Origin of the sequence: Micromonospora sp. WMMD812, from assembly GCF_027497215.1 — a bacterium.
Lineage (GTDB): Bacteria > Actinomycetota > Actinomycetes > Mycobacteriales > Micromonosporaceae > Micromonospora.
On record NZ_CP114904.1, the window covers coordinates 2,682,607 to 2,704,237 of the forward strand.

Sequence of the window (21,631 nt, forward strand, 5' to 3'; positions counted from 1 at the left end):
GTCGAGCAGCTAGACGACCGGTCGGTCCGGAGTGATCAGCGGAAGCACCGCCAGGCGTACGCGTCACCCGGGTCGGAGTTCCGTGCGAAGGCGGCTGGATCGTACGAGTCGCGGCAGGCGACGTCCATGTCGACGATGGACGAGGAGAGAAGCCTCGTACATTGCCAACGACCGTCGCTGCGGGCGTCCGCCGACCCGCCGACGTGCTGATCGCAGTACCGCTGCGCCATGTTCTCGACCCCGCGCCTGCCCGACGGGCCGAGCAGGACGGGGCCGGCGCTCGCGGTCGGTGTGGGCGTGGCCCCACCGGGCGTCGGGGTCGGCCTGGCGGACGGCGTGACCGACGGTGTGGCGCTGGGCGTGGCGGACGGCGTGACCGACGGTGTGGCGCTGGGCGTGGCGGAGGGGCTGGGTGGTGTCGCGGAGTCGGGCGGCGTCGACGAGAGCTCCGGAAAGGTGATCGGCTCGTCGGCCGGGCCCGCCGGGATGGTGGCCGCCGCCACGGGCAGTCCGCCTTCCGGCGACCGACCGGCCCCCCAGGTGAACATCAGAGAGCCGAGCAGCGCCCCCAACGCGAGCGCGCCGACCGGGATCAGCCAGCGCCGCCGGTGGGTGGCCGGCGGCGGGGGAACCGGGACGTCCCGAGCGTGCTTGCGCCCGGGCCGCCCCTCGTCCGCCCTCGGGTCCGGGGCGCCCGCCCCCTGGCGGTACTCGTCGCGGCTGGCGTGACCGTCGCGGGGGTCCTCGTGGGCGTGGTCCGCCTCCGATTGGGCGTACCCGACCTGCTGCGCGTCGTACTGGTCGGGCGCGTAGTACGCCGCTTCCGGGTAGGCCTGCGGTTCCGCCCACCGCTGGGCCTGCTCGTACAGCTCGCGCTCAGCCTCGTGCGGCGGGTGCGCCCGGTGCCGTGCGTGTCGCGCTTCGGGCTCCGGGTACGCGTCCGCGGGCGGGTACGCCTCCTCGTACGGGGCGGACACGGCCTCGTGCCCCTGCGGCGCGCCGCTGTTCTGCCAGCCGAACGACGGGTCGGAATCACTTGCTTCCAGCCGCGAGCGTCGAGAGATCCAGCTGTCCACGACTCGCGCCGGGTCGTCGTGATCTTGGTCAGCCCGTTCGGCGGAACGAGGGGTCGATCTCTCGGCCACGGTCGCCGGCCTCCGGGTGAGCGCAGGTGCGGACAGCTAGTTGACCTTACTCACCATGGGCCAAAAGTCCATACCGTCATCCCGCGAAAGGCGACGAGACCTGTCGTGACGTCATCACCGCAGGCCGAACGTCGCAACGACCCGCACGATCGGCCGGAGCGGCGAGCGCAGCCCGCTGCCGTCGGCCCGTGCCGGCCGAACTCCAGGCTTAATGGCGCGGACTGAAGGGTAGTCGGCGTCATGAGTCGCACCGAAGCCTTCTTCGACGCGTTGGACCGGCGCGGATTCGAGCCGCTGTTGGCGAAGGCGACCGGCACGGTGCGTTTCGAGATCGTGCGGGGGCTCTGCACCCAACACTGGTACGTCAGGGTCGACAACGGCGCAATCCGGGTGTCACGGGAGAACATGGAAGCCGACGGAGTGGTGCGCGCCGGCTGGGAGTTGTTCGACCGTATCGCCGGCGGCGGACAGAACCTGATGACCGCGTTGCTCCGCGGCGAGATGTCCGCCGAAGGGGACATCGCGCTGCTCGTTCTGCTCGAACGGCTCTTTCCCGGGCCACACGCGTCGGCCGAGAGGTGGCTGGCCACGAGCGGAGGATGACCGTGGCGATGGCTGGAGACCGGGTCAACATCCTGGCCGGAAACACGTTCGTGGTCAGTGACACCCGTGGTGACATCGACGCCTCGCCCACCGACCCGAGTGGGCTCTTCTCCTTTGACACCCGTTTTCTGTCCACGTGGGTCATGACCATCGACGGTAGGCGGTTGACCGCTCAATCGCTCGATGACCTGCAGTACTTCGAGACCCGGTTCTTCCTCGTCCTGGACTCCGGACGGGTGGGCGTCGACCCGAAGGTTTCGGTGATCCGCCAGCGCGCGGTATCCGAGGGGTTCCGCGAGGAGCTCACGATCCTCAACCACGGCGAGGAGCCGGTCGACCTCACGGTCCGATTCCGGGCGGCCTGCGACTTCGCCGATCTGTTCGAGGTCAAGGGTTCCCTGGCGAAGAAGGGCACGTACCACGCGCAGGCGGAGGACGGGCGCTTGGTGCTCGAGTACACCCGCGAGCAGTTCCACCGCCAGACCGTCGTCTCGGCCACGGCACCGGCTCAGGTCGACGAGCATGGACTGACCTTCACCGTCCACATCGAGCCGAAGCAGGAGTGGACGACGGAGCTACGGGTAGTCCCCACGATCATCGGCCTGGCCGGACGGAAGCTGCGGTTGATGCCGGAGGAGAGTCGGGCGCGCGCCGGCCGGACTAGGGCCGAGGATCTGCACGATTGGCTGGCGAGGGCGCCGCGCCTGGAGTGTGACTGGGATCCGTTGAAGCACACGTACGAACGCAGCCTGGTCGACCTCGCCGCGCTGCGCTTCGTGGCGCCCACCTCCGCGGGGCAGAGCCTGCCGGCCGCCGGCCTGCCGTGGTTCATGAGCATCTTCGGGCGCGACAGCATCTTCACCAGCTTGCAGGCGCTGCCGTTCCAGCCGGAACTCGCGGCGACGGCTCTACGGGAGCTGGGATCGCGGCAGGGAACCCGCCGGGACGATTTCCGCGAGGAGGAACGCGGACGGATCGTCCACGAGCTGCGGTTCGGGGAGACGGCCGCGTTCGAGGAGCAGCCCCACTCGCCCTATTACGGCAGCGCGGACGCGACACCGCTGTTCGTCGTGCTGCTCGACGAGTACGAACGGTGGACCGGCGACGCCGACCTCGTGCGCCAGTTCGAGTACGAGGCCCGGGCGGCGCTGGAGTGGATCGACGAGCACGGCGACCTCATGGGCAACGGCTACCTCTCCTATCGGCGTCGCAATGAGCAGACCGGCTTGGAGAACCAGTGCTGGAAGGACTCGTGGGACGCGATCTCCTACCGGGACGGTCGGCTGCCCGGATTTCCGCGGGCGACCTGCGAGCTTCAGGGCTACGCGTACGACGCGAAGACGCGTGCCGCCCGGCTGGCTCGCCTCTTCTGGGACGACGGGGCCTTCGCCGAGAAGCTGGAGGCGGAGGCCGCCGATCTCAAACGGCGCTTCAACGACGAGTTCTGGCTCGACGAACGGCAGTGTTACGCCCTCGGCCTGGACGCCGACGGCAGCAGGATCGACGCGCTCGCCTCGAACATGGGGCACCTGCTCTGGAGCGGCATCGTCGACGCGGAGAAGGCGGACGCCGTGGTGCGGCACCTGCTCGGTCCGGCACTGTTCTCAGGCTGGGGGGTACGCACCTTGGGGACGGGTGAGGGCAGGTACAACCCGGTCGGCTACCACGTCGGCACGGTCTGGCCGTTCGACAACTCGTTCATCGCGTGGGGGCTGCGTCGCTACGGCTACGAGGCGGAGGCTGCCCGCGTCGCCGCCGGAATCCTCGACGCGGCCCCCTACTTCGGGTGGCGACTGCCGGAGGCGTTCGCGGGGCACGACCGTACGCGTACGCGGTATCCGGTCGAGTTTCCGACCGCCTGCAGCCCGCAGGCCTGGTCGGCGGGAGCGCCCCTGCTGCTCTTGCGAACGATGCTGGGCCTGGAGACGTCAGGTGAGAATCTGGTGGTCAATCCGGCCCTTCCCCAGCACATCGGTCACATCGAGCTGCTCGACATACCCGGGCGGTGGGGTCGCCGCGACGCCTACGGCCGCGGCACGGTCATGGTCGAGTCGTAGGTTGCGGGAAACCACCCCTCGGCAGCGGCGCGTCGACGACGGGGCAGCCGGTGGGCGGCTTTTCAATTCACCCGTCGGGAGAGCAGTGCGCGGGCGACCTCGGTGGTGAAGAACCGGACGAATCGAAAGACCGTCGCCGTCGTTTCCCGGCCGGTGGTCTCGGTGGCGCGAAGACTGGCGAGCAGGCGCACCACGTCGGCGACGGAGATGGTCAACCGGCCGGTGGGCACCAACGACTCGTACCGGTCGTCCGGACTGGTGAGGGCCACGTCGAGCACGGTTGTCGCCCGCCACGGCCCCCGACCCGTGTGCCGCCCCACCTGCTTGGACCCCCGGAGCAGCCACCGCACCCCCCGGTCGTCCCGGAACGGCAACGAGTAGTCCATCGTGCGCCGTGGCCCGCCGTCGACGGCCGGGAGGAGGTGCAGGGTGCCGCCTTCGACCGGCGCGGGCTGCCCGGTCAACCCGTCGACCTGCGCCGTTCCGCGTAGGCGTGCCGTGTGCGCCGGATCGGCCAGGAACAGTTCGAGGTCCGGTACCTCGACGTGCAACCGCACCGCGACCCTTCGCCGCCCGCCCGGCGCACCGTCACCGGCCGACGTGATCAGGCCGCCCCGCAAGGTCTCGCGGAACCGCACACCGGCGCCGGATCGGCGCCGGGGCGGCTGGGCGACCACGGCCCGGGTGGCCGCGTCCTCCGGCACCGGGCCGCGTACGACCTGTGCCCGCTGCGGTGCCACCCAGTCCGGGGTGCCCTCGACGATGCGTCGGATGGCCACCTCGATGCACCTCTCGGCGACGGCCGCGATCGTGAGGGACGGATTCCCGCCCGTCGGGCCGGGCAGCGCGGCGCCGTCCAGGACGTACAGGCCGGGATGCCCGAAGACTTCACCGTCGGCGTTCACCACGCCGGTGCTCGGATCCGTTCCCATCCGCGCGCCGCCGAGATTGTGCACCGTGATCGGCTGACGGAACATCCGCCAGGTCGGAGTCACGAACGGACGCCCGCCGAACGCCCGCACGACGTCGGCGGAGAATGCCTGCTCCTCGGCGTACAGCGGGTGGCTACGGGTCGTGTCCCAGGTGATGCGCAGGCGGTGGTTCGCGCCTCTCAACTCGATGCGCCCCTCAGCGTTGTCGCGGCCCATGGCGAGCAGGACGGCGACGTCACGCCGGTCGGGGTCGAGGGTTGCCCCGGTGCCGCGGATGGCGGCGAGAAGCCGCCGGGTGCCCGTGCTGATGGCGCGTCCCACCTCCGGTGGCAGGCGCGCGGGGTCAAGCCCGTGGACGAGCTTGGCGAGGTGTTGGGAGTAGCCGCCGTCCTCCAGGACGAACCAGTGCTCCTCGTCCTTCTCTCGTCCGCCGGCCCGGATCACCGAAGCGGTGGTGATGGTCGGCCCGGACCCGGGCTCGAACACCTCCCGCATGTCCTGCCCGAAACTGAGGAAATCCCCGTTGCCCGAGTACCCCTCGCCGAGCGCGGCAGGGAGATGCGGAAGGGTCTGGTACTGGTCCCGGCTCCGCAGGAGGAGTTCGGTGGTTCCCAACGCGCCGGCGCAGACGAACACGTATCTGGCGGTGATGTCGCGCCGGACGCCGTCACGGCCCGCCCCGGGCCGTCCGTGCTCGCGCAGGCGGACGCGGTAGCCACCGTCGTCGGTGCGGGCCAGGTGTACGGCCTCGGTGCGCGTGCCCACCAGGGCGCCGTGCCGCTCGGCGAGGGCCAGGTAGTTCAGGTCAAGGCTGTTCTTGGCCCCGACGTTGCAGCCGATGTCGCATTCGCCGACGAAGGTGCAGCCGCGCTGCGGGACGCCGAACTTGTTCACCTGGTCCGGGCCCTCGTCCGCGAACGTGATCGCGAGGTTGGGATGGAAGAAGCCGGCCGCGAAGCCCAGCTGGTCGGCCGCGCGTGCCATGAGCCGGGTCTTCGGCGGCAGGTCGCCGGTCCGCGGATCGGGCGGTATCGGCCTGACGTCCAGCATGTGCGCCACGAGGTCGTAGTACGGCTCAAGCATGTCTCGGCTGTACGGTTCGGGCCACGGCGCCGCGTCGAAGACCTCCTGCGGTGGCCGGGCCGCCACGTTGGCGTAGACCAGCGAGCCACCGCCGTAGCCGGCGGCCTGCACCGCGAGGATGTCGTTGAGCGGCCGGACGTCGTAGAGCCCGTGCTCGCACACCCACAACCAGCCGTCGTCGAGACGGGACAGATCGCGTGGAAAGGTGCCCGGCCGCCAGCGTCGACCGCGCTCGATGACGGCGACGTCCACGCCGGCCTGCGCCAACCGGCAGGTGGCTACCGCCCCACCGAAGCCACTGCCGATGACGAGCGCCTCGACGTGGTCGCGGCTCAGATACTCTCCGTCGTCGGAGGCGCGCGACGCGCTGGCTGCGGTCGGCGTCACGCGTCCTCCTCCGACCGTTTGACCGGCGCTCTCCAGCGCACGGCAGCCAGGTCGACGCGAAGCGCCCGCCAGAACGGGACAGCGGTGAAGTAGGCCCCGACGAGGCCGACGATCGACAGGATGAGCTCCGTCGCCCACCGGCCTTCCTCGGTCCAGTACACGTCGCGCAGGGCAAGGAGCAACGGCAGCTCGTCAGTCACGAGACCGCAGCCTGCCCCGTAGGTGGCGCCGGCCAGGCAATGCACGACGAGCTTGTCGCTCCCACGCACCCCGAGGGCCCCGGCCGTGGCGAGCAGGGCGATGCCCGGCAGATAGTGATGAATGTGCACGGGCCCGACGACCACGTCGCGCAGTCCCAGCTGCTTCTTGCGGACGGAGACCGTGACGCCACGGACTGCCGCGACGGTGATCGCGTACGTGAGATAGGCGACCAACGCCGAGCGCTGCCGGCTGGTCAGCGTGTCGCGGAACTCGCGGTGAGCAAGCGCCGCGATCCGACCGGCCGGAGCCCGGCGCAGCTGGTGGAGGAGGCGTTCGGCGAACCGCCGCGGCTGGTCGCTCATGCCGGTTCGCCGCGCTCCGGCGATCCGCGGCGTGTCTCGCCCGCCTGCCCGGCGGGACGATAGCGCGAGTCGCGCACCACCTCGACGAGGAGGACCCAGGCGTTGCCCGTCGCGACGACAAGGGCGGTGAGCACTGCCCCGGCCAGCCAGTACAGCCCGCCGGGAAGCCACCCCAGCAGCGACGCACCGGCGAGGGCGGCCGGCACGGTGGCCAGATGAACGCCGATCAAGCGGGTGAGACGCCAACTGGCCGGTTGCCTGGTCGGCCCGCGCAACCCGGGGACGGCGATCGCCACACCGACAGCCCAGACCAGCAGTCCGGCGACCAGCAACTCCAGACCGAGCGCCGAGACCGGTTGATTCGGGATGAGTACGAAGGCGCACTCGCACAACACGGCGAGGAAGAGGATCACGCTCTCCCCGGCCCGCCCGGGCAGGCCGCGGATGGCCAGGATGCGGTCGATGTTGATCGACACAGCCACGAAGACGAGACCGGCCAGCACGGCCGCCGCCCCGACGAGGGCGAGGGCGAAGCCCTCCCACGAGGCAACGTAGTCGTGGCTCACCCGCCCTCCCAGCTGCGCAAACGACGCCAACACCGTACCGAGTTCCGCACCGGGACCGCAGGAGAAACGCGAACGCGCTTCGGGTCGGGCTTGCCGGGCCGGGCCGACATTCACCGGTCATGAGCGTGGAGCCGGTTCGGGGGTCCGGGGCGCCGCCAGCCCGTCCGCCGGGGCGTCGGCCCGCGGTGGCCGGCGGGTTCCCGGGACCAGCACCGCGGCGGCTGCCGCGGCCACCGAGGTGGCCGTCAGCACCAGGAAGCCACTGACGTACGCGGCCTCGGTGGGCAGACCGGTCGACTGGACGCCGCTCGTGACGACGGCCCCCATGAGGGCAGCTCCGATGGATCCACCGATCGTGCGGAAGTTGGCGTTCATGCCGCTGGCGACGCCGGTGTGGGCGGCGGGCACGTTGCCGACGATGAGGTTGGCCATGGCGGAGAAGGCGAGACCGGCGGCCAGTCCGAACATCGCGGTGGCGAAGCTGATCTGCCAGATCTGCTGATGAGCCAGGGCGAGCGTGGCGGTGGCCAAAGCGCTGAGGACCGATGCGGTGACCAACTGCGCCTTCGAGCCGAACCACCGCACGACCCGGCCGCTGATGACTCCCGCCGCCGACATGGTGACGACCATCGGCAGCATCAGTAGCCCCGCCTCGGTGACGTCGGCGCCGAAGCCGTACCCGGCCGTGCTGGGCACCTGCACGAACTGCGGCAGGAAGGCGAAGACGGCGAACCATCCGGCACCGAACAGCAGGGCGACCAGGTTGGTCGTCCACACCGTGGGAAGACGCATGATGCGCATGTCCACCAGCGGCTGCGTTGACCGGGCCTCGGTGCGGACCCACGCGCCGACGAGGACGGCCGCGGTCACGACGAGTGTCACGGTTTGGGCGGATGCCCAACCCCAGCCGGCGCCCTTGCTGGTGGCCAGGAGCAGGCAGAGGAGACCTCCGGCCAGCAGGGCGGCGGCGAGCCAGTTGATCCGGCCGGGCCGCGTGGGCGGATACGCGGAAATGACCAGGTGTCCCGCGACGGCAGCCACGATCACGACGATCGCGGGGATGATGAAGAGCCAGGTGAGCCCCAACGATGCGACGATCGGTCCGGCGAGCACGATGCCGATGCCGCCGCCGGCGGCGATGACTGCCGAGACCGCGCCCACCGCGGCGGGGACACGGGCCGCAGGGAACTCGTCCCGGATGATGCCGTACGCGAGCGGGAAGACGGCCCCCGCGGCGCCCTGGATGACGCGTGCGGCGACCAGTGTCCGGAGGTCGGTGGCGAAGGCCGCCAGGAGACAGCCGGCGGCCAGGACGGCGAGAACGGCGACGTAGGTGCCCTTCTTGCCCGCCAGGTCACCGACCCGCCCGAGGATCGGCGTGAATATGGCGGCCGACAGAAGGTTCGCCGTCATCACCCAGGTGACGGCCTCCTGGGTCGTCTGCAGTTCGGTCTGGATCGTCGGCAGCACCGGCGCGATCAGTGACTGCAGCATCGCGAACGACAACGCCCCCGCGGCGAGGACGAGGAATGTCGGGGTTGGACGACCGGTCATGTGTGGCCTCCTGAGCGCGACCGGGGTGCCGGACGTGGACAGGTTCGTCCGGCGCCCCGGCTGACAACCGAGGTGGGTGCTACGCGGGCGTGGTTCCGCTGCCCTCGTAGGAGCCGAGGCCCTCGACGAGGGACGTGAGGGCGGCGTCGCCGGCGAAGCGTTCGGCGTGGATCTGCGCGATCTTGTCGCCGATCGCCGGATCCTCGTCGTCGGTGAGGTCAAGCGACACCATGTTGTCGACCAGCGGCAGGCCGATCTCGTCGATCTTGCGGTGGAGCGGGGCGTACATGTAGGCCCGGTAGGCGTCGATGTCCTTCAGCGCGTACATCGCGCCGTACTCGAACTCGCCGCCGAAGTCGCGGCCGACCGCCCACTGCTCGACCACGTCGAGCTCGCGGCCCAGCCGGCGCAGCATCTCGAGGGCGTGGGCGACGTCGCCCTTGGGCGCGTCGGGCTTCATCGAGATGCGGATCTGGTGGTAGATCATCCTGTCTCTCCTCATTGCCGTGAACCGAGCCTTGATTGCGACAACCTGTTGCGTTAGTGACGCTAGCCCGGCGGAAGGTCTAACGCAACAGTCTGACGCTTTAGTCGTCTCGGTCACACTAAAGCGACAGGTCGTGGCATCAAGCCGACGCGCTGCGTATCGTCCATGAGGTGCCGAGGAGAACGCCGGACGAGCAGGTCGGCCCGCCGCCCACCGATTCCGCCCAGGCGCGGCCGGGCGGACGGACGGCGCGTGTCGGGCGGGCCGTCATGGACGCGACCATCGCCGAGCTGAGCGAGGTCGGCTACACGGCCCTGCGCATCGAAGCGGTGGCCGAGCGCGCGGGCGTGAACCGGGCGACGATCTACCGGCGATGGGGCGACAAGCCCAACCTCGTCTCGGCGGCCTTCGTCGAACGGCAGGAGGACGTTTCACCGCCAGCGGACACCGGCAGCGTACGAGAGGATCTGCTCGCCCTGTTCCGGGAGATCCGACGGGGCTTCGACAGCCCGTGGATCGCCGCGCTCATCCGCGAACTCGGACCCCGCACCCCGCAGAACGACGGCGTGCACGAGGTACTCGACAAGGTCTGGCCACAGCGGTTCCGCCACTCGCGGGAGATCTTCCTGCGCGGGATGAGGCGCGGAGAACTTGTTGACGACCTCGACCCCGACTACCTGGTACAGGCCGCCGCCGGGCCGCTCTACTTCCGCTGGCTCATGCTCGGCGAGCCCCTCACCGACGAGTTCCTGGAGCGGACCGCCGACTTCGTCCTCAGCGGCGTCCGGCGCCGGTAGGCGCGGTCCACGGCACCTGGTGACCACCTGCACCCGACACTGCTCTCCGGCTCCCCGCCCGGCCAGTTGTCGGGCCAACCCCACCCCCGACCCACTGCTCGCCGCGACCGGGAGCGCCCTCGACCCGCTCTTGTAGACTCGCCCGCGGAGAGCAGCGTCGATGTAGGACAGTCGGACAGGGGGACGCTGTGGCGGGATTCGACGTGGTGCCCGAGCCGCTGCGCGACGGCGGCAACCGGTTGGCCGAGGCCGGCAACCGGTTCGCCGACGCGGTGGAGACGTTCGAGGCGACCCTCGCCGGTTACGGCGCGCCGTGGGGCAGCGGTGACCTGGCTTCGCTGATCGGCCCCGCCTACCAGCAGGCCGCCGACTACATCATCGGCTGCCTGTACGTGGCCGCCGACGAGCTGGCGCTCGGTGGCGACGACCTGGTCGACATGGCGGACGCGTACCAGGCCGTCGAGGACGAGGTCGGCCGGATGTTCACCTCGATCAGCCGGCAGCTCGGGTAGGCCGCCGATGGGACTCGAGCTTCCCGGCGAGCTGGTCACGGCGCTGAGCTGGATCGGCTACGACTGGCCGGACGCCGACGAGACCGCGCTGTTCGAGATGGGCCGGACGTGGCTCGGCTTCGCCGGCACCATCGAGCAGACGGTGAGCGACTCGACCGGCGCGGCGCTGTCGGTGCTCGCGCAGAACAGCGGCGACGCGATTAACGCGTTCCGCGCCTGGTGGGAGGCGTCCGAGAGCCCGGTGCCGGCGATCGCGAGCGGTGCCACCGCCGCGCTGATGCTGGGTGCGGGGCTGATGGTCTGCGCCGCCGTGGTGCTCTTCCTCAAGGTGCAGATGATCGTCCAGCTGATCATCCTCGCGGTCCAGGTGGCGCAGGCGATCGCGACGGCGGTTGTCACGTTCGGCGCGTCGCTGCTGGAGATTCCGGTCTTCCAGGCGATCGCGCGGGCCGTCGTCGGCATGCTGATCGACCAGGCGGTGGGGATGTTGCTCGGTGGGTAGGCGCAGGGGCAGCGGCAGCTCATCGGGGTCGGGCGGCTCCGGGCGGACCTCCGGCGGAAGCGGCGGGCGGGGGCGCCAGGACCCGCCCGAGCAACCGTCCGGCGGCGGACCTCTGCTGCCGGCGGCCGGCGCGCAGGTCCGGCCCCAGCGGCGCAAGTACCGTCCCAACGATCCGGCCGATCCTGCCGTCCTGGCCGAGAATCGCCCCAAGCTGCGCACCACGACCAAGCGCGCCGTGTTCAAGGACGCCAAGCGAGCGCCCAACGGCGAGGACTTCGTCTGCCCGAACTCCGGCGCGATCATTCCCTGCAAGCGGGACGCGGACGGCAACGCGCTCCTGTTCAACGACCGCGGCCAGCCCGACCCGAACGGCTACACGCACCCGGTCGACAACCCGCCCAGCACGTCGGGCCAGCCCGCGGTCTACCACTTCGGGCACGTCGAGGACGCCGAGTACCGGCGGCTCATCCAGGTCGTCGAGGACCACCCCGGCACGGTGACCAACAAGCAGTTCCGGGACGAGTACAACAACCCCGACCACTATCAGGTCGAGGACCCGCCGACGAACGTCAGCCACGGCTCGGAATCCACCGCACCCGGCTATGGTCACTACGACCACATGGTGCCCCAGCAGACCACCACGACAGACAGCACCGCGGCGGCCACGGGTAACGGCGGCTCGTCTCCCTCCGGCTCGACCGAGCCGATGGACACCAGCCGGCCCAGAATCCGACGATAGGCAGCGGCCACCGGGCCCGGAAGGATCCCTCCCATGACCGAACGATTCGCCGGCTTCCTGCCGCACCTGCAGCGCTACCTGGGTGAGGCTCGGGAGTTCGAGGAACCGACCGCCCTCGGCCGCAACCGCGGCTACGGCCTGTTCTTCTGCTACGCGCCGAACAATCTCGTCTCGGTGGTCACCAACGGCCTGCGATTCCAGCGGATCACCGTGGTGCTGCCGCAGGAACTGGTCTGCACCGTGCACGAGGAGCAGCGGAAGGAGGCACACCTGCTGGTGCCGTTGACCGCCGAGATCGTGATGGGGCGCCGCGCCGGGCTCGGGCTCGACGAGGTGATCATGTCCGCGGATCAGGGCCCGGTCATCCCCGGCACCGAGATCGCCGGGGTCGTGGCCGGCACCCACCCGTACGCCGCCGACGGTTTCGACGCTCTGCCGGACGCCGACGGAAAGCCGGAGCTACAGCTGATCACGCTGCTGCCGGCGACGCGCGCGGAACTCACCTACGCCCGGGACAACAGCGTCGACGCCCTCTTCACCGCGTGGGAGGACCAGGCCACCGATCTGCTCGACATGCACCGACGGTCGGCGATCTGAGCCACGCCCCGCGTCCGATCACGACCCTTGGATGGTGACCGCACCGTGTCCGCCCCGCACAGCAACGAAGACCTCGGGCAGCTCCTGGAGACGCTCCGTTCGACCATCCGCCAGAACATGGCCCGGTCCGCGAGCGAGCCGGTGACCGGCACCGGCACCGCGGCCGACGGCATGATCGAGGTCACCGCCGTCACCGGGGGCCAGATCGAACGCATCGACCTGGACCCCCGCGTGATGCGTCTGCCCTCCGAGACGCTCGCCGAGGAACTCCGCGACGCCGTCAACGAGGCCCTGCGTTCCCTGCAGGCGTCCGCTCCTGCGAACTCCACGCTGCCCATCGACCCGAACGCGCTCAGCGCGCAGTTGGAGAAGCTGCAGGAAACCTCGGTACGCCAGATGAGCGGCTTCATCGAGGCGATCACGCAGGCGCAGAACCGGCTCTCCGCCCGCCGCGACGAGACACGCTGACAACCGGGTGGTCAAGCGGCGCCACCACGAGTCATTTCTCAGCCGCTGGATCGAGCGTACCGAGGGACTCGAGGGGCGCGCGGCACGGTGCGGGCGCGACGTCCATGACACGATCGAGGGTGATCGCGGCGTTGATCAGCGCGAGATGACTGAAGGCCTGGGGGAAATTGCCGAGCTGCTCGCCGGTCGGGGCGATCTCCTCCCCGAACAGACCCAGATGGGTCCCGTAGGTGAGCATCTTCTCGAAGGCGATCAGCGCGTCGTTGATGCGGCCCGAGCGGGCCAGGGCCTCGACATACCAGAAGGTGCACATGCTGAAGGTGCCTTCATTACCGGCCAGGCCATCGGGCGACGCGGACGGGTTGTACCGGTAGACGAGGCTGTCGGAGACGAGTTCGTCGTCGATCGCGCGCAGCGTGGACTCCCACATCGGATCGTCGGGCGCGATGAACCCGACGTTCGGCATCGTGAGCAGCGCCGCGTCCAGGACGTCGCTGTCGTAGTGCTGCACGAACGCGCGGCGCGCGGGGTGATATCCCCGGGTCATGATCTGGCGGTAGACCCGGGTTCGCGCGGTGGTCCAGAGGTCGATCTCGGCGGGTGCTCCGTGCCGCTCGGCGAGGCGGATGGCCCGATCGACAGCCACCCACGACATGAGGCGACCGAAGGTGAAGTGCTTGGGGCCGCCGCGGGTCTCCCAGATCCCTTCGTCGGGTCTGTCCCAGTGCTCGCAGAGCCAGTCGATGAGCTTCACGGTGTTGAGCCACGCCTGGTAGGAGCTGCGCAGTCCATAGGCGTCCGCGAAGTGGATGGCGCCCAGTGCCTCGCCGTAGATGTCGAGCTGGAGCTGGTCGGCGGCGGCGTTGCCGATCCGTACGGGGCGGGACCCTCGGTAGCCCTCAAGATGGTCGAGCGCATGCTCGTCGAGGTCGGTCGAGCCGTCGACGCGGTACAGGTGGTGCAGCGGCGTCGCCCCTCCGGCCGCCTCGCAGATCCGATCGTTGAGCCAGCGAAGGTATTGGCGCGCTTCCTCGGTAAGGCCGAGACTGAGCAGCGAGGTGACCGACCAGGAGGCGTCGCGGATCCAGGCGTACCGGTAGTCCCAGTTCCGCGCCCCGCCGATCTGCTCCGGTAGGCCGGCGGTAGGCGCCGCGATCAGGGCACCGGTCGGCGCGTACGTCAAGAGCTTCAGCGTCACCGCCGAGCGCTCCACCGCTTCCCGCCAGCGTCCGCGATAGCAGGAGCGGCCGATCCAGCTCCGCCAGTAGCTGCGGGTCTCCTCGTACATCGCACGGATCTCACGAGGCTCGATGAGCCGGGGTGGCCCTGTCGACCCGGTTTCGACGATGGCCCCGCTGGTGGCGCCCTCGCCCAGGGTGACGAAGGCGCGTACCCCGTGGCCGTCGCGTTCGATCTCGACTTCCTGCGGGGGCTGGTCGTGGTGACGGACCCGATGCAGCGTGATGTCGAGCGTCGGACTGCGGAAGACGACACCGTCGGTGTGCATTTCGAGCTCGTGCTGGTCGAGACCGTAGTTGAATCGGGGCTGGACGTCGATCCGGAACCGCATGGCGCCGCGCACCACATGGAACAGCCGGAAGATGCGATGGCGATCGGTGGCGACGTCGCCGACTACCGGCATGAAGTCGATCAGCTCACCCACCCCTTCGGGCGACAGGAAACGGGTGATCAGAATCGGTGTCTTCGGCAGGTACAACTGCTTGGTTCGGACGTTGGCCACTCCATGGGGCGTGATTCGGAAATAGCCGCCCTTGTTGATGTCCAGCAGTCCACCGAAAATGCTGGGCGAGTCGAATCGCGGCGCGCAGAACCAGTCGAGAGTGCCATCATCCGCGATCAGCGCCGCCGTCTGCAGGTCGCCGATCAAGCCGTGCGACTCGACGAACGGATAAGACTTCACGGTCCGACCTCATCCCCCGGGACTCCGGCAACCCTCCTCACCGTAACCGCTGGCCGAGGCCCAGCAGGCGCGTATCGTCAGGGCGCGCGTGAGGGTCGCGGTGAATGCCGTCAGGTTCGCGGCGCATGCCGTCGCGAACAGGAGACCCCACCCGGGCAGAAGCAACTCACGGAGGTGGAGGACATCCCAGCATTACCGTTGGTCCGCTTCAGCCACTGCCTTCACGCCGCCGTGACAAGCCACCGCAGCCATTCGTCACCCGCGTATCCGTCAAGTCCAGCAGGAGACGGACTCAACGGGATGGCAGTGGTGCGACCGGGCGGACTGCGGTGAACTGGGCGTGCTCGTACCGGGTGGCGGAAAGCAGCAGTAGCCACTCGTCGCAGCCCTGCCACGGGTAGACGTCGGCGGCGCCGCCGCGTACGGTTCGGTGGCCGTCGCCAATGCGTGGCCGGGCGTCGGCCGGCGCGCCCGCGAAACCGGGAATCCACACATCGGCGCAGACCTCATTCGCCGAGCCCATCGCCGCCAAGCCGAACCTGTTCTCCCCGGCCGCTGTCCGCTCCTCGTCACCGAAGTCGTCGAGGATCTGGTCCTCGCTGGGTTTCTCGTCGCCGCGGAAGGACAGCGTGGTGGTGCCGGCCCGGGCCGCGTACTCCCACTCGGCCTCGCTGGGCAGCCGGAACGGCAGGGCCTCGAGCAGGTCGTCCAGGTCGTCTTCGAGCCGGGCCACGCCGGAGTCCGTGTCGGCGTAGTCGTCCTCGTACTCGGGCAGCCAATGCCGGACCTGCGCGACCGTCAGCGGGTGCCGGGCGATCAGGAACGGTTCGACCCGCACCTCGCGTACCGGCCGGGCATCCCCGGCGCCGGCGAAGAAGGGCTCGAGAGCGTCCTCGGCGCCGCCGCTGCGCTCGATGGCGCGTACCGCGTCCAGTTCCGCGTCGGACAGGCCCATGCGGAACGTGCCGCGCGGCACCTCCCGGAACACCACGCCCGACGCGGTGTGCCGCCATGCCGGACGCCCCGCCACGATCTCCTCGGTCCACATGGCGCCGAACGCTAGCTCATGGCGCGGCGGCGATCGGGACGGCACTCGGTCGCGCCGAGTTGGTCGAGGTGTTCCAGCAGGGGGATGATCACGCGGCGGCTGGTGCGCAGGGCCAGTCGCGCCTCACTGGCGGTGAACGGCTGCGGCAGGCCGCGCAGCGCCTCGATGGCACGGTCGGGCGCGTCCGGCAGGAGGTAGTTCGCGCCGATGCGGACGAGTCTGCCTTGACGGACGGCGGCATCCAGAGTGTCGTGGTCCACTCCGAGGTGGGCCAGTTCCGTCCCGTCGGGCGCGTCGAAGGGGGCCGCGGCCAGGCGGGCTTCCAGACGGTCGAGCGCAGCCTGGGCGCCCGGCGGGAGGGGTGGGCCGTTGGTCGGCTCCACGAGCCCGGCACGCAGCCGTACCGTGTCGGGCAGCAGGCCCGCCACCAGGCGGGCGTCGGGAAGCTCCAACTGCTGCCGGATCGCCTCCACGCTGAGCGGCCCTGGCGCGGCGAGGACGACTGCGTGGATGGCCGCCCCGATCGTGGCGATGTGGCTGGCCGAGACGTGCCAGTCGCCGACCAGCGGGCTGGTTGCCGGTGGCGCGCCGAGCGCGCGGAGCAGGCCCTCCCGGACCGGCCCGCGCCGGTCCAGTTCGGCGTTCGTGTCCGGGATTCCGGTGGCGGTTGCCAGCTCCGCGGCCCGCGTCCTGGCTGCGCCGCGACGGCGAAGCGCCGGAGGCTGCGGATCGAGGACGGTTGCCCCGGTGATCCGGCGGCTACCGGGCGCGCGCAGCGCGATCCGGTCTCCGATGTGCAGCGGTAGCGGGGTCGACAGGTGGAGGCGGACGGTGTCCGCGCCCAGTGGTCGTGTGGCGGCGGCGATCGCGGCGGTGCCGGCGTGTACGAGGATCTCCCGCGGCAGGTCGTAACCCGAATCGCCGTGACAGCGGACGTCGGCGGTGGCGACCCGGAGCCAGTGCGTCGGACTCACCAGGCTGTCGCCGCGGGTCAGGTCACCGGCGTGGATGTGGCGGAGGTTGACCGCGACCCGCGCGGTGGCCGGGGCGTCGTCCACGGGTTGACCGAGGCACTGCAGGCCGCGTACCCGCAGCGTCCGATCCAGTCGCGGCACGTACACCTCGTCGCCGGCGGTTATCGTGCCGCCGGTCAGCGTGCCGGTGACCACGGTGCCCGATCCTCGGGCGCTGAAGGAGCGGTCGACCCACAGCCGCGTCGGCGCGGCGGGGCCCGGTGGCGTCAGCCGGGCGAGCTGATCGTCCAGGACGGACAGCAGGGTGTCCACGCCGTCACCGGACACGGCGCTGACTGCCAGCGCCGGAATGTCTCGCAGGCTGGTACGGGCCAGGCGGTTGCGGGCCTGCGCCATGGCGGTCGCCGGGTCGGCGAGGTCGGCTCGGGTGACGGCTAGTACGCCGTGGCGGATGCCGAAGGCGTCGATGCCGGTCAGGTGCTCCTCGGCCTGGGGCATCCACCCCTCGTCCGCCGCGACGGTGAACAGGACGGCCGGGGCCGGTCCCACCCCGGCCAGTGCGTTGCCGAGATAGCGCTCGTGTCCCGGCACGTCGACGAAGGCCACTGTCTGGCCTTGGGCCGTCGTGGTCCAGCAGAAGCCGAGGTCGATGGACATTCCGCGGGAACGTTCGGCGGCCAGCCGGTCGGGCTCCATACCGGTGAGCGCACGGATCAGCGTGGACTTGCCGTGGTCGACGTGGCCGGCGGTGGCGACGACGTGCATGGGATCAACGCTGCCAGGTGCCCGCTGCCACGCCGTCGGTGGGCGCCGCGTCGACGACGGCTCGCTGTGACGTGTCGTGCCGTGGGTCCGTCATTTCGGGAACTCCCCGGTTCGAGGCTGGACGAGCGTGGCGGAGGCGTACGGGAGTCGAACCCGCCCGACCGGGCGACCCGGCCGCATCGGTTTTGAAGACCGTGAGGGCCACCAGGCACCCGCCCGCCTCCAGGCCGCTTCGCGGACCCGCGACGCCGATCATAAGCACGACGCACGACTCCGTGTGCCGCGATGAGCCTGACGACGGTCGATGCGTCGGCAGGGTGCGGTCTGGCGAGCTGTTGGCAACCGGTCGCGGGCGGCGGTGCCGTTGCCGGCGAGGCTTGGGAGAGCGGTGCGACCGCTCCGATGTTGCGGCGCAAGGGAATCGGCGACTGTCGTCTCAACTACTGAGCCTGGATTATGTGGACGTCAATCGATACGATCGCTGCGTCTTGGCAAGCGTTTACAAACTGGGGGCGCGCCATGCAAACAACTTTCCCTGACGGCCGGACGTTGACCGTGTCCGGAAATCCCTACGGTCTCTCGGCGCCATGGCTCTACATGCTCTGGGTCCAGCATCAGAGCAACCGCTACCGGCTGCACGCCGGGATCCGCGGCGGCCAGGAGGGCTTCTACCGGAAGGATCCCGAGCCCGTCACCATCCGGGAAGCGAGCCTGGGCAGAAACCGGCTGGTCGCGATCGAGCACGTCGGGCAGGACGGCACGACGCTGGTGCTGCAGAGCGACTTCCACGAGGTCTTCACGTACGTGCACGGCACCAAGGTCTCCCTGGACGCGCTGCCCGCGATGCTGGCCCCGTTGTCCATCACCGACTCCCGGGACGGAATCGTGATCCGCGCCCGCCGCGGCACCGGCGCGTCGGTGGAATACACGCTGGGCGCCAATGTCGTCACGGACGTCGGCACGGTGACCCTGAAGCCGTTGGAGACCGCGACGGTGCAGATCCCGCAGAGCGGCGGCAAGACCGTGCCCGGTGGGCAGCTGTGGCGCGACGACCTCCTTGCCGCCGACGGCAACGTCGCGCAGCGCACGGTGCTGCTGGCCAACGAGAGCACGGCCGCGTTCGTCACCGCCTTCGACCCCACCCACGACGGGCTGGCATCGCTGGCCCGGTCCGTCAAGTTCAGCCTCTCCTAGCGGGGCCGGGCATGCAGAACCTGTTCAACTCGGTCGCGGTGCTGGCGCTGCTCGGTGTGGTGCTCCTGCTGTTCGCCAGCGCGGCGATGTTGAAGATGATCCGTGACCTGCAGGCCGGCCTCGTCGAGGCGCAGGCGGCCGGCGGTCCGGCGCAGTTTCGCGCCCCGGCCGTGCGGACGGTGGCCGACTTCGCCGCGCCGGACGCCAAGCCGACCTACGTCATGGTCGTCCACTCGGCGTGTCCGGCATGCCGAGACCGGGCGAGCGAGTTGGTCGGCCTGGCCGCCAGCTACACCGGTGGGCACCTGGCGGTACTGACCGCCGACGCCGCATGCCGCGACTGGTTCCCCGGCGAACATGTGCGCGTCGTCGTGGACGCCGTCCTCCTCGGGCGGATCGCCGTCGGCGTGACCCCGTCGATCGTCAAGTACGCCCCGGATGGCGCCGAGCAGTGGCGCCGCGTGGTGGGTTCCACGGAGGACCTGTACGACCTGCTCGACATCGTTCCCGCCGACGCGCCGTAGCCAACATCACGGGAGGACACCATGAACGACAAGGACTTCTGGGCCGACGTGCCATCCGTCGACGACCCCGCTCCTGCCGGCGCCACCGGGACCGCCAGCGCCGTGCTGCACACCAAGCTGCGGGCTCAGCGGCGCACGTTGTTCAAGACCGCCGGCGCTCTCGGTGGTGCGCTCGCGCTCAACGTGCTGAGTTGGGTGCCGACGTCCGGCTCGAAGCCGGCGCACGCGACGGTGGGCAACGAGTACGGCAACTGCAGCGTCTACTCCTACGACGGCATCATCTGCGTCGGCGGGCCGTACAGCCGCAACTACTGCGGCAGCGACGGATGGTTCCTCAACTACCACGACAGCGTCTTCTCCAGCGGGCCGGTCAAGGCATGCGGCCCGACCGGCGGTAAGCGCAACGCCTGGCGGTGGACGCACAACGGCACTCCGTACCGGTGCGCCGACGGCTACCAGCAGGCACGGGGCGAGCCCAGCGCCACGTTCCGCATCTGCTCCTGGTCGAACCCCTGAGCATGACGACGGTCAGACGAGCGCTCGTACACCCGGTAACGCCAGCGGTCGCCGCGCTCGCACTGAGCGCGGCGACCCTGCTGGCCGTCCTCCCGGCTCGGCCGCTGGCGCTCACCGTGCTGGTGTGGACGCTGCTCGGGGTCACCGCCGGCTACTCCATCTCCGGCTCGGTTTGAAGCTTCAACTCCGCCGATCTGCTGACGTCGTCGGTCTGGCGAGGACAGCAGAAGTACTTCGTCACCGGCCTACTGGCCGGTGCGCTGCTCAGCGGGCTCGTCGCCGGGATCCTGGGTGGGATCGTCTCAGTCGTCCCAGGCGCGGTGCGCTGGGGTGCGTTCGCGGTCGTGATGGCGGTACTCCTCGGGTTCGAGGTGGCCGGCCGACCGCTCTCGCTGCCGCAGAACCGCCGGGCCGTGCCGCAGACGATCATTCCGCAGGCTGACGTGTCCGGACCCCTCCAGTTCGGGTTCGAGATGGGCACCGGCGTCCGGACGTTCATGCCGACCGCGCTGCCGCACGCGCTCGTCGCCGCGGTGGTGCTCGTGGGCGGGGTCGGTCCGGGCCTCGCCGCCGGTCTCGGATTCGGGATCGGGCGCGCGTTGATGCCGCTGGTCCGGTCCAGCCACGAGAACCCGGCGGATTGGGACGATCGACTGCTCGACGTGCTGCGGCTGGTCGGCCAGCTCGTCGCGGTCGGCTTCCTGGCGCTCGTCGTGGCGCTGGCGTTGCATCGGACATGGTGAGCGTCCCGTTCGCGGTGGTGGCCCTCGCCGGCCACCTGCTGCTGGTCGCCGCCGTCGTCCAGCGGCTGGCGACCCGGGTTCCGCTGCGGCGCACGCTGGACCGGCACGCGTTGCTGCCGTCCGGTCTGCGCCGGGCCGCGGCGGCGGCCGGCATCGAGGTCGTCCACCTGGTCACCGGCCTGGCCGGCGCGGTCGCGCTCCTGGCCGGCGGCCAGGCCGCCTGGGTGTACGCGTGTCTAGCCGCCGCCGTCCAGTACGCCGGATTCGCCGCCTACCTGTTCGCGCTGCGTCGGCGCTACGGGACAGTGCCGTGTGGCTGCTTCGGCGAACGCGGTCGCGCGGGTACGCCCGCCATCGTGCGGGCGGCCGGCTTTGCCCTGGCAGCTGGGCTGGCCGCGGCGCTGCCCCCGGCCGGCCTCGGCGTGCCGGAGCGGCTGGGGGCGCTGGCCGCGGCCGCAACGGTCGCCGGCTTCGCCGTTTATCTCGTCGCCGTCCTGGACACGCTCGCCGAGCTGCGGACGACCAGCGCGTGACACGTGCTGGAGGGATACCTGCCCGCCGCACTCGTGATGGTCCAGCGCAGCGGCCGCGACGTGCCGGCGCTCGGACAGCCGACAGCGCGGGACAGCCGCGATGTCTCACTCCGCGACGCGTTCGACCCGGACAGCGATCGGCAGCGTCTCCTCGGCCTGGCCGAGCGTCACGCACGGGCGATGCCCCACTGAACGGTTGCGTGATTGACCGCCCCGGCGCCGGTCGGCCACCCGAGCGCGTGGTCCGGGCGGGCGTCCGTCGCAGTGCGTGTGTCACTCGCAGAACACCTGCACCTTGGTGTCGGGCTGGTCGACGTCGATGGTGACGTCGTCGAGTTCGTTCGTGGCCTGCCGACGCGCCGCGGCGGCGAGCAGCGCAGCCATCCCGGCCAGCGGTTGTCGACCGACCGGCGGCGCGGCG

The 21,631-nt window shown here is 70.5% G+C and carries 23 protein-coding genes and 1 tRNA gene; 14 read left to right on the forward strand and 10 right to left on the reverse strand.

Translation table 11 applies throughout. The annotated features are described in order from the left end of the window. Positions 1–35: 35 nt before the first annotated feature. The gene (locus O7603_RS12140) at positions 36–1,076 is read right to left on the reverse strand and encodes a hypothetical protein (RefSeq protein WP_281575817.1); all 1,041 of its coding nucleotides are present in this window, start codon (positions 1,074–1,076) and stop codon (positions 36–38) included. Between the two features lie 309 nt (positions 1,077–1,385). Here O7603_RS12140 and O7603_RS12145 point away from each other — a divergent pair, with 309 nt between their 5' ends. Next, positions 1,386–1,748: an SCP2 sterol-binding domain-containing protein gene (locus O7603_RS12145; RefSeq protein WP_281575818.1), complete on the forward strand. Its 363-nt coding sequence runs from the start codon at positions 1,386–1,388 to the stop codon at positions 1,746–1,748. 8 nt (positions 1,749–1,756) lie between these two features. Continuing rightward, positions 1,757–3,805 carry a glycogen debranching N-terminal domain-containing protein gene (locus tag O7603_RS12150; RefSeq protein WP_281576673.1) on the forward strand — a complete coding sequence of 683 codons (2,049 nt, stop codon included), beginning with the start codon at positions 1,757–1,759 and terminating at the stop codon, positions 3,803–3,805. A gap of 62 nt (positions 3,806–3,867) precedes the next feature. Here the strand turns inward: O7603_RS12150 and O7603_RS12155 are convergent, their stop codons facing one another. The 5 genes from O7603_RS12155 to O7603_RS12175 all read right to left on the reverse strand — a co-directional run bounded on the left by O7603_RS12155 (position 3,868) and on the right by O7603_RS12175 (position 9,377). Further along, positions 3,868–6,207 carry a GMC family oxidoreductase gene (locus tag O7603_RS12155; RefSeq protein ID WP_281575819.1) on the reverse strand — a complete coding sequence of 780 codons (2,340 nt, stop codon included), beginning with the start codon at positions 6,205–6,207 and terminating at the stop codon, positions 3,868–3,870. After that, positions 6,204–6,770, reverse strand: a complete 567-nt coding sequence (locus O7603_RS12160) for a hypothetical protein (protein WP_281575820.1) — start codon at positions 6,768–6,770, stop codon at positions 6,204–6,206. Before O7603_RS12160 ends, O7603_RS12155 begins: the two co-directional genes overlap by 4 nt. Beyond that, positions 6,767–7,450 carry a hypothetical protein gene (locus O7603_RS12165; protein WP_281575821.1) on the reverse strand — a complete coding sequence of 228 codons (684 nt, stop codon included), beginning with the start codon at positions 7,448–7,450 and terminating at the stop codon, positions 6,767–6,769. Before O7603_RS12165 ends, O7603_RS12160 begins: the two co-directional genes overlap by 4 nt. A 3-nt stretch (positions 7,451–7,453) precedes the next feature. Continuing rightward, positions 7,454–8,890: an MFS transporter gene (locus O7603_RS12170; RefSeq protein WP_281575822.1), complete on the reverse strand. Its 1,437-nt coding sequence runs from the start codon at positions 8,888–8,890 to the stop codon at positions 7,454–7,456. Between the two features lie 79 nt (positions 8,891–8,969). After that, entirely contained in the window at positions 8,970–9,377 is a 408-nt protein-coding gene (locus tag O7603_RS12175; protein ID WP_281575823.1) for a Dabb family protein, read from the reverse strand. A 170-nt stretch (positions 9,378–9,547) separates the two neighbouring features. On the opposite strand from O7603_RS12175, the gene O7603_RS12180 reads away from it, so the two are divergent. The 6 genes from O7603_RS12180 (at position 9,548) to O7603_RS12205 (ending at position 12,992) form a co-directional block, all read left to right on the forward strand. Beyond that, positions 9,548–10,174, forward strand: coding sequence for a TetR/AcrR family transcriptional regulator (locus O7603_RS12180; protein ID WP_281575824.1), 627 nt, complete (start codon positions 9,548–9,550; stop codon positions 10,172–10,174). A gap of 188 nt (positions 10,175–10,362) precedes the next feature. After that, entirely contained in the window at positions 10,363–10,686 is a 324-nt protein-coding gene (locus tag O7603_RS12185) for a hypothetical protein (RefSeq protein ID WP_281575825.1), read from the forward strand. A 7-nt stretch (positions 10,687–10,693) separates the two neighbouring features. Continuing rightward, a complete protein-coding gene (locus O7603_RS12190; protein ID WP_281575826.1) occupies positions 10,694–11,188 on the forward strand; it encodes a hypothetical protein in 495 nt (164 codons plus the stop codon). Beyond that, positions 11,181–11,927, forward strand: a complete 747-nt coding sequence (locus O7603_RS12195) for an HNH/ENDO VII family nuclease (RefSeq protein ID WP_281575827.1) — start codon at positions 11,181–11,183, stop codon at positions 11,925–11,927. Before O7603_RS12190 ends, O7603_RS12195 begins: the two co-directional genes overlap by 8 nt. Positions 11,928–11,960: 33 nt before the next feature. Beyond that, a complete protein-coding gene (locus tag O7603_RS12200; protein WP_281575828.1) occupies positions 11,961–12,524 on the forward strand; it encodes a suppressor of fused domain protein in 564 nt (187 codons plus the stop codon). Positions 12,525–12,569: 45 nt separating this feature from the next. Beyond that, positions 12,570–12,992 carry a YbaB/EbfC family nucleoid-associated protein gene (locus O7603_RS12205; protein WP_281575829.1) on the forward strand — a complete coding sequence of 141 codons (423 nt, stop codon included), beginning with the start codon at positions 12,570–12,572 and terminating at the stop codon, positions 12,990–12,992. 31 nt (positions 12,993–13,023) lie between these two features. Here O7603_RS12205 and O7603_RS12210 read toward each other — a convergent pair whose 3' ends face one another. The 4 genes from O7603_RS12210 to O7603_RS12225 all read right to left on the reverse strand — a co-directional run bounded on the left by O7603_RS12210 (position 13,024) and on the right by O7603_RS12225 (position 17,924). Beyond that, a complete protein-coding gene (locus O7603_RS12210; protein WP_281575830.1) occupies positions 13,024–14,913 on the reverse strand; it encodes a glycoside hydrolase family 15 protein in 1,890 nt (629 codons plus the stop codon). Between the two features lie 292 nt (positions 14,914–15,205). Next, the gene (locus tag O7603_RS12215) at positions 15,206–15,961 is read right to left on the reverse strand and encodes an SUMF1/EgtB/PvdO family nonheme iron enzyme (protein ID WP_281575831.1); all 756 of its coding nucleotides are present in this window, start codon (positions 15,959–15,961) and stop codon (positions 15,206–15,208) included. Positions 15,962–15,972: 11 nt separating this feature from the next. Beyond that, a complete protein-coding gene (locus O7603_RS12220) occupies positions 15,973–17,700 on the reverse strand; it encodes a SelB C-terminal domain-containing protein (RefSeq protein ID WP_281575832.1) in 1,728 nt (575 codons plus the stop codon). 128 nt (positions 17,701–17,828) lie between these two features. Continuing rightward, positions 17,829–17,924 (reverse strand) — tRNA-Sec (locus O7603_RS12225). 331 nt (positions 17,925–18,255) lie between these two features. Between O7603_RS12225 and O7603_RS12230 the strand changes: the two genes are divergently transcribed. The 6 genes from O7603_RS12230 (at position 18,256) to O7603_RS12255 (ending at position 21,210) form a co-directional block, all read left to right on the forward strand. Next, entirely contained in the window at positions 18,256–18,894 is a 639-nt protein-coding gene (locus O7603_RS12230) for a hypothetical protein (RefSeq protein ID WP_281575833.1), read from the forward strand. 11 nt (positions 18,895–18,905) lie between these two features. Then, positions 18,906–19,418 (forward strand): hypothetical protein, encoded by a 513-nt coding sequence (locus O7603_RS12235; RefSeq protein ID WP_281575834.1) that lies wholly within the window; start codon positions 18,906–18,908, stop codon positions 19,416–19,418. Positions 19,419–19,439: 21 nt separating this feature from the next. Further along, on the forward strand, positions 19,440–19,934 hold the full coding sequence (locus tag O7603_RS12240; RefSeq protein ID WP_281575835.1) for a hypothetical protein: 495 nt from the start codon (positions 19,440–19,442) through the stop codon (positions 19,932–19,934). A 2-nt stretch (positions 19,935–19,936) separates the two neighbouring features. Next, positions 19,937–20,110, forward strand: coding sequence for a hypothetical protein (locus tag O7603_RS12245; protein ID WP_281575836.1), 174 nt, complete (start codon positions 19,937–19,939; stop codon positions 20,108–20,110). A gap of 168 nt (positions 20,111–20,278) precedes the next feature. Next, the gene (locus O7603_RS12250) at positions 20,279–20,677 is read left to right on the forward strand and encodes a hypothetical protein (protein ID WP_281575837.1); all 399 of its coding nucleotides are present in this window, start codon (positions 20,279–20,281) and stop codon (positions 20,675–20,677) included. Continuing rightward, positions 20,671–21,210: a MauE/DoxX family redox-associated membrane protein gene (locus tag O7603_RS12255; RefSeq protein ID WP_281575838.1), complete on the forward strand. Its 540-nt coding sequence runs from the start codon at positions 20,671–20,673 to the stop codon at positions 21,208–21,210. Before O7603_RS12250 ends, O7603_RS12255 begins: the two co-directional genes overlap by 7 nt. Positions 21,211–21,631: the final 421 nt, after the last annotated feature.

Bases quoted from the DNA above. Each gene is read 5' to 3' on its own strand.
- O7603_RS12190 (WP_281575826.1), top strand. From the start codon at position 10,694: ATGGGACTCGAGCTTCCCGGCGAGCTGGTCACGGCGCTGAGCTGGATC.
- O7603_RS12215 (WP_281575831.1), bottom strand. From the start codon at position 15,961: ATGTGGACCGAGGAGATCGTGGCGGGGCGTCCGGCATGGCGGCACACC.
- O7603_RS12160 (WP_281575820.1), bottom strand. From the start codon at position 6,770: ATGAGCGACCAGCCGCGGCGGTTCGCCGAACGCCTCCTCCACCAGCTG.
- O7603_RS12145 (WP_281575818.1), top strand. From the start codon at position 1,386: ATGAGTCGCACCGAAGCCTTCTTCGACGCGTTGGACCGGCGCGGATTC.
- O7603_RS12255 (WP_281575838.1), top strand. From the start codon at position 20,671: ATGGTGAGCGTCCCGTTCGCGGTGGTGGCCCTCGCCGGCCACCTGCTG.
- O7603_RS12240 (WP_281575835.1), top strand. From the start codon at position 19,440: ATGAACGACAAGGACTTCTGGGCCGACGTGCCATCCGTCGACGACCCC.
- O7603_RS12170 (WP_281575822.1), bottom strand. From the start codon at position 8,890: ATGACCGGTCGTCCAACCCCGACATTCCTCGTCCTCGCCGCGGGGGCG.
- O7603_RS12175 (WP_281575823.1), bottom strand. From the start codon at position 9,377: ATGATCTACCACCAGATCCGCATCTCGATGAAGCCCGACGCGCCCAAG.
- O7603_RS12200 (WP_281575828.1), top strand. From the start codon at position 11,961: ATGACCGAACGATTCGCCGGCTTCCTGCCGCACCTGCAGCGCTACCTG.
- O7603_RS12235 (WP_281575834.1), top strand. From the start codon at position 18,906: ATGCAGAACCTGTTCAACTCGGTCGCGGTGCTGGCGCTGCTCGGTGTG.
- O7603_RS12150 (WP_281576673.1), top strand. From the start codon at position 1,757: ATGGCTGGAGACCGGGTCAACATCCTGGCCGGAAACACGTTCGTGGTC.
- O7603_RS12220 (WP_281575832.1), bottom strand. From the start codon at position 17,700: ATGCACGTCGTCGCCACCGCCGGCCACGTCGACCACGGCAAGTCCACG.
- O7603_RS12245 (WP_281575836.1), top strand. From the start codon at position 19,937: ATGACGACGGTCAGACGAGCGCTCGTACACCCGGTAACGCCAGCGGTC.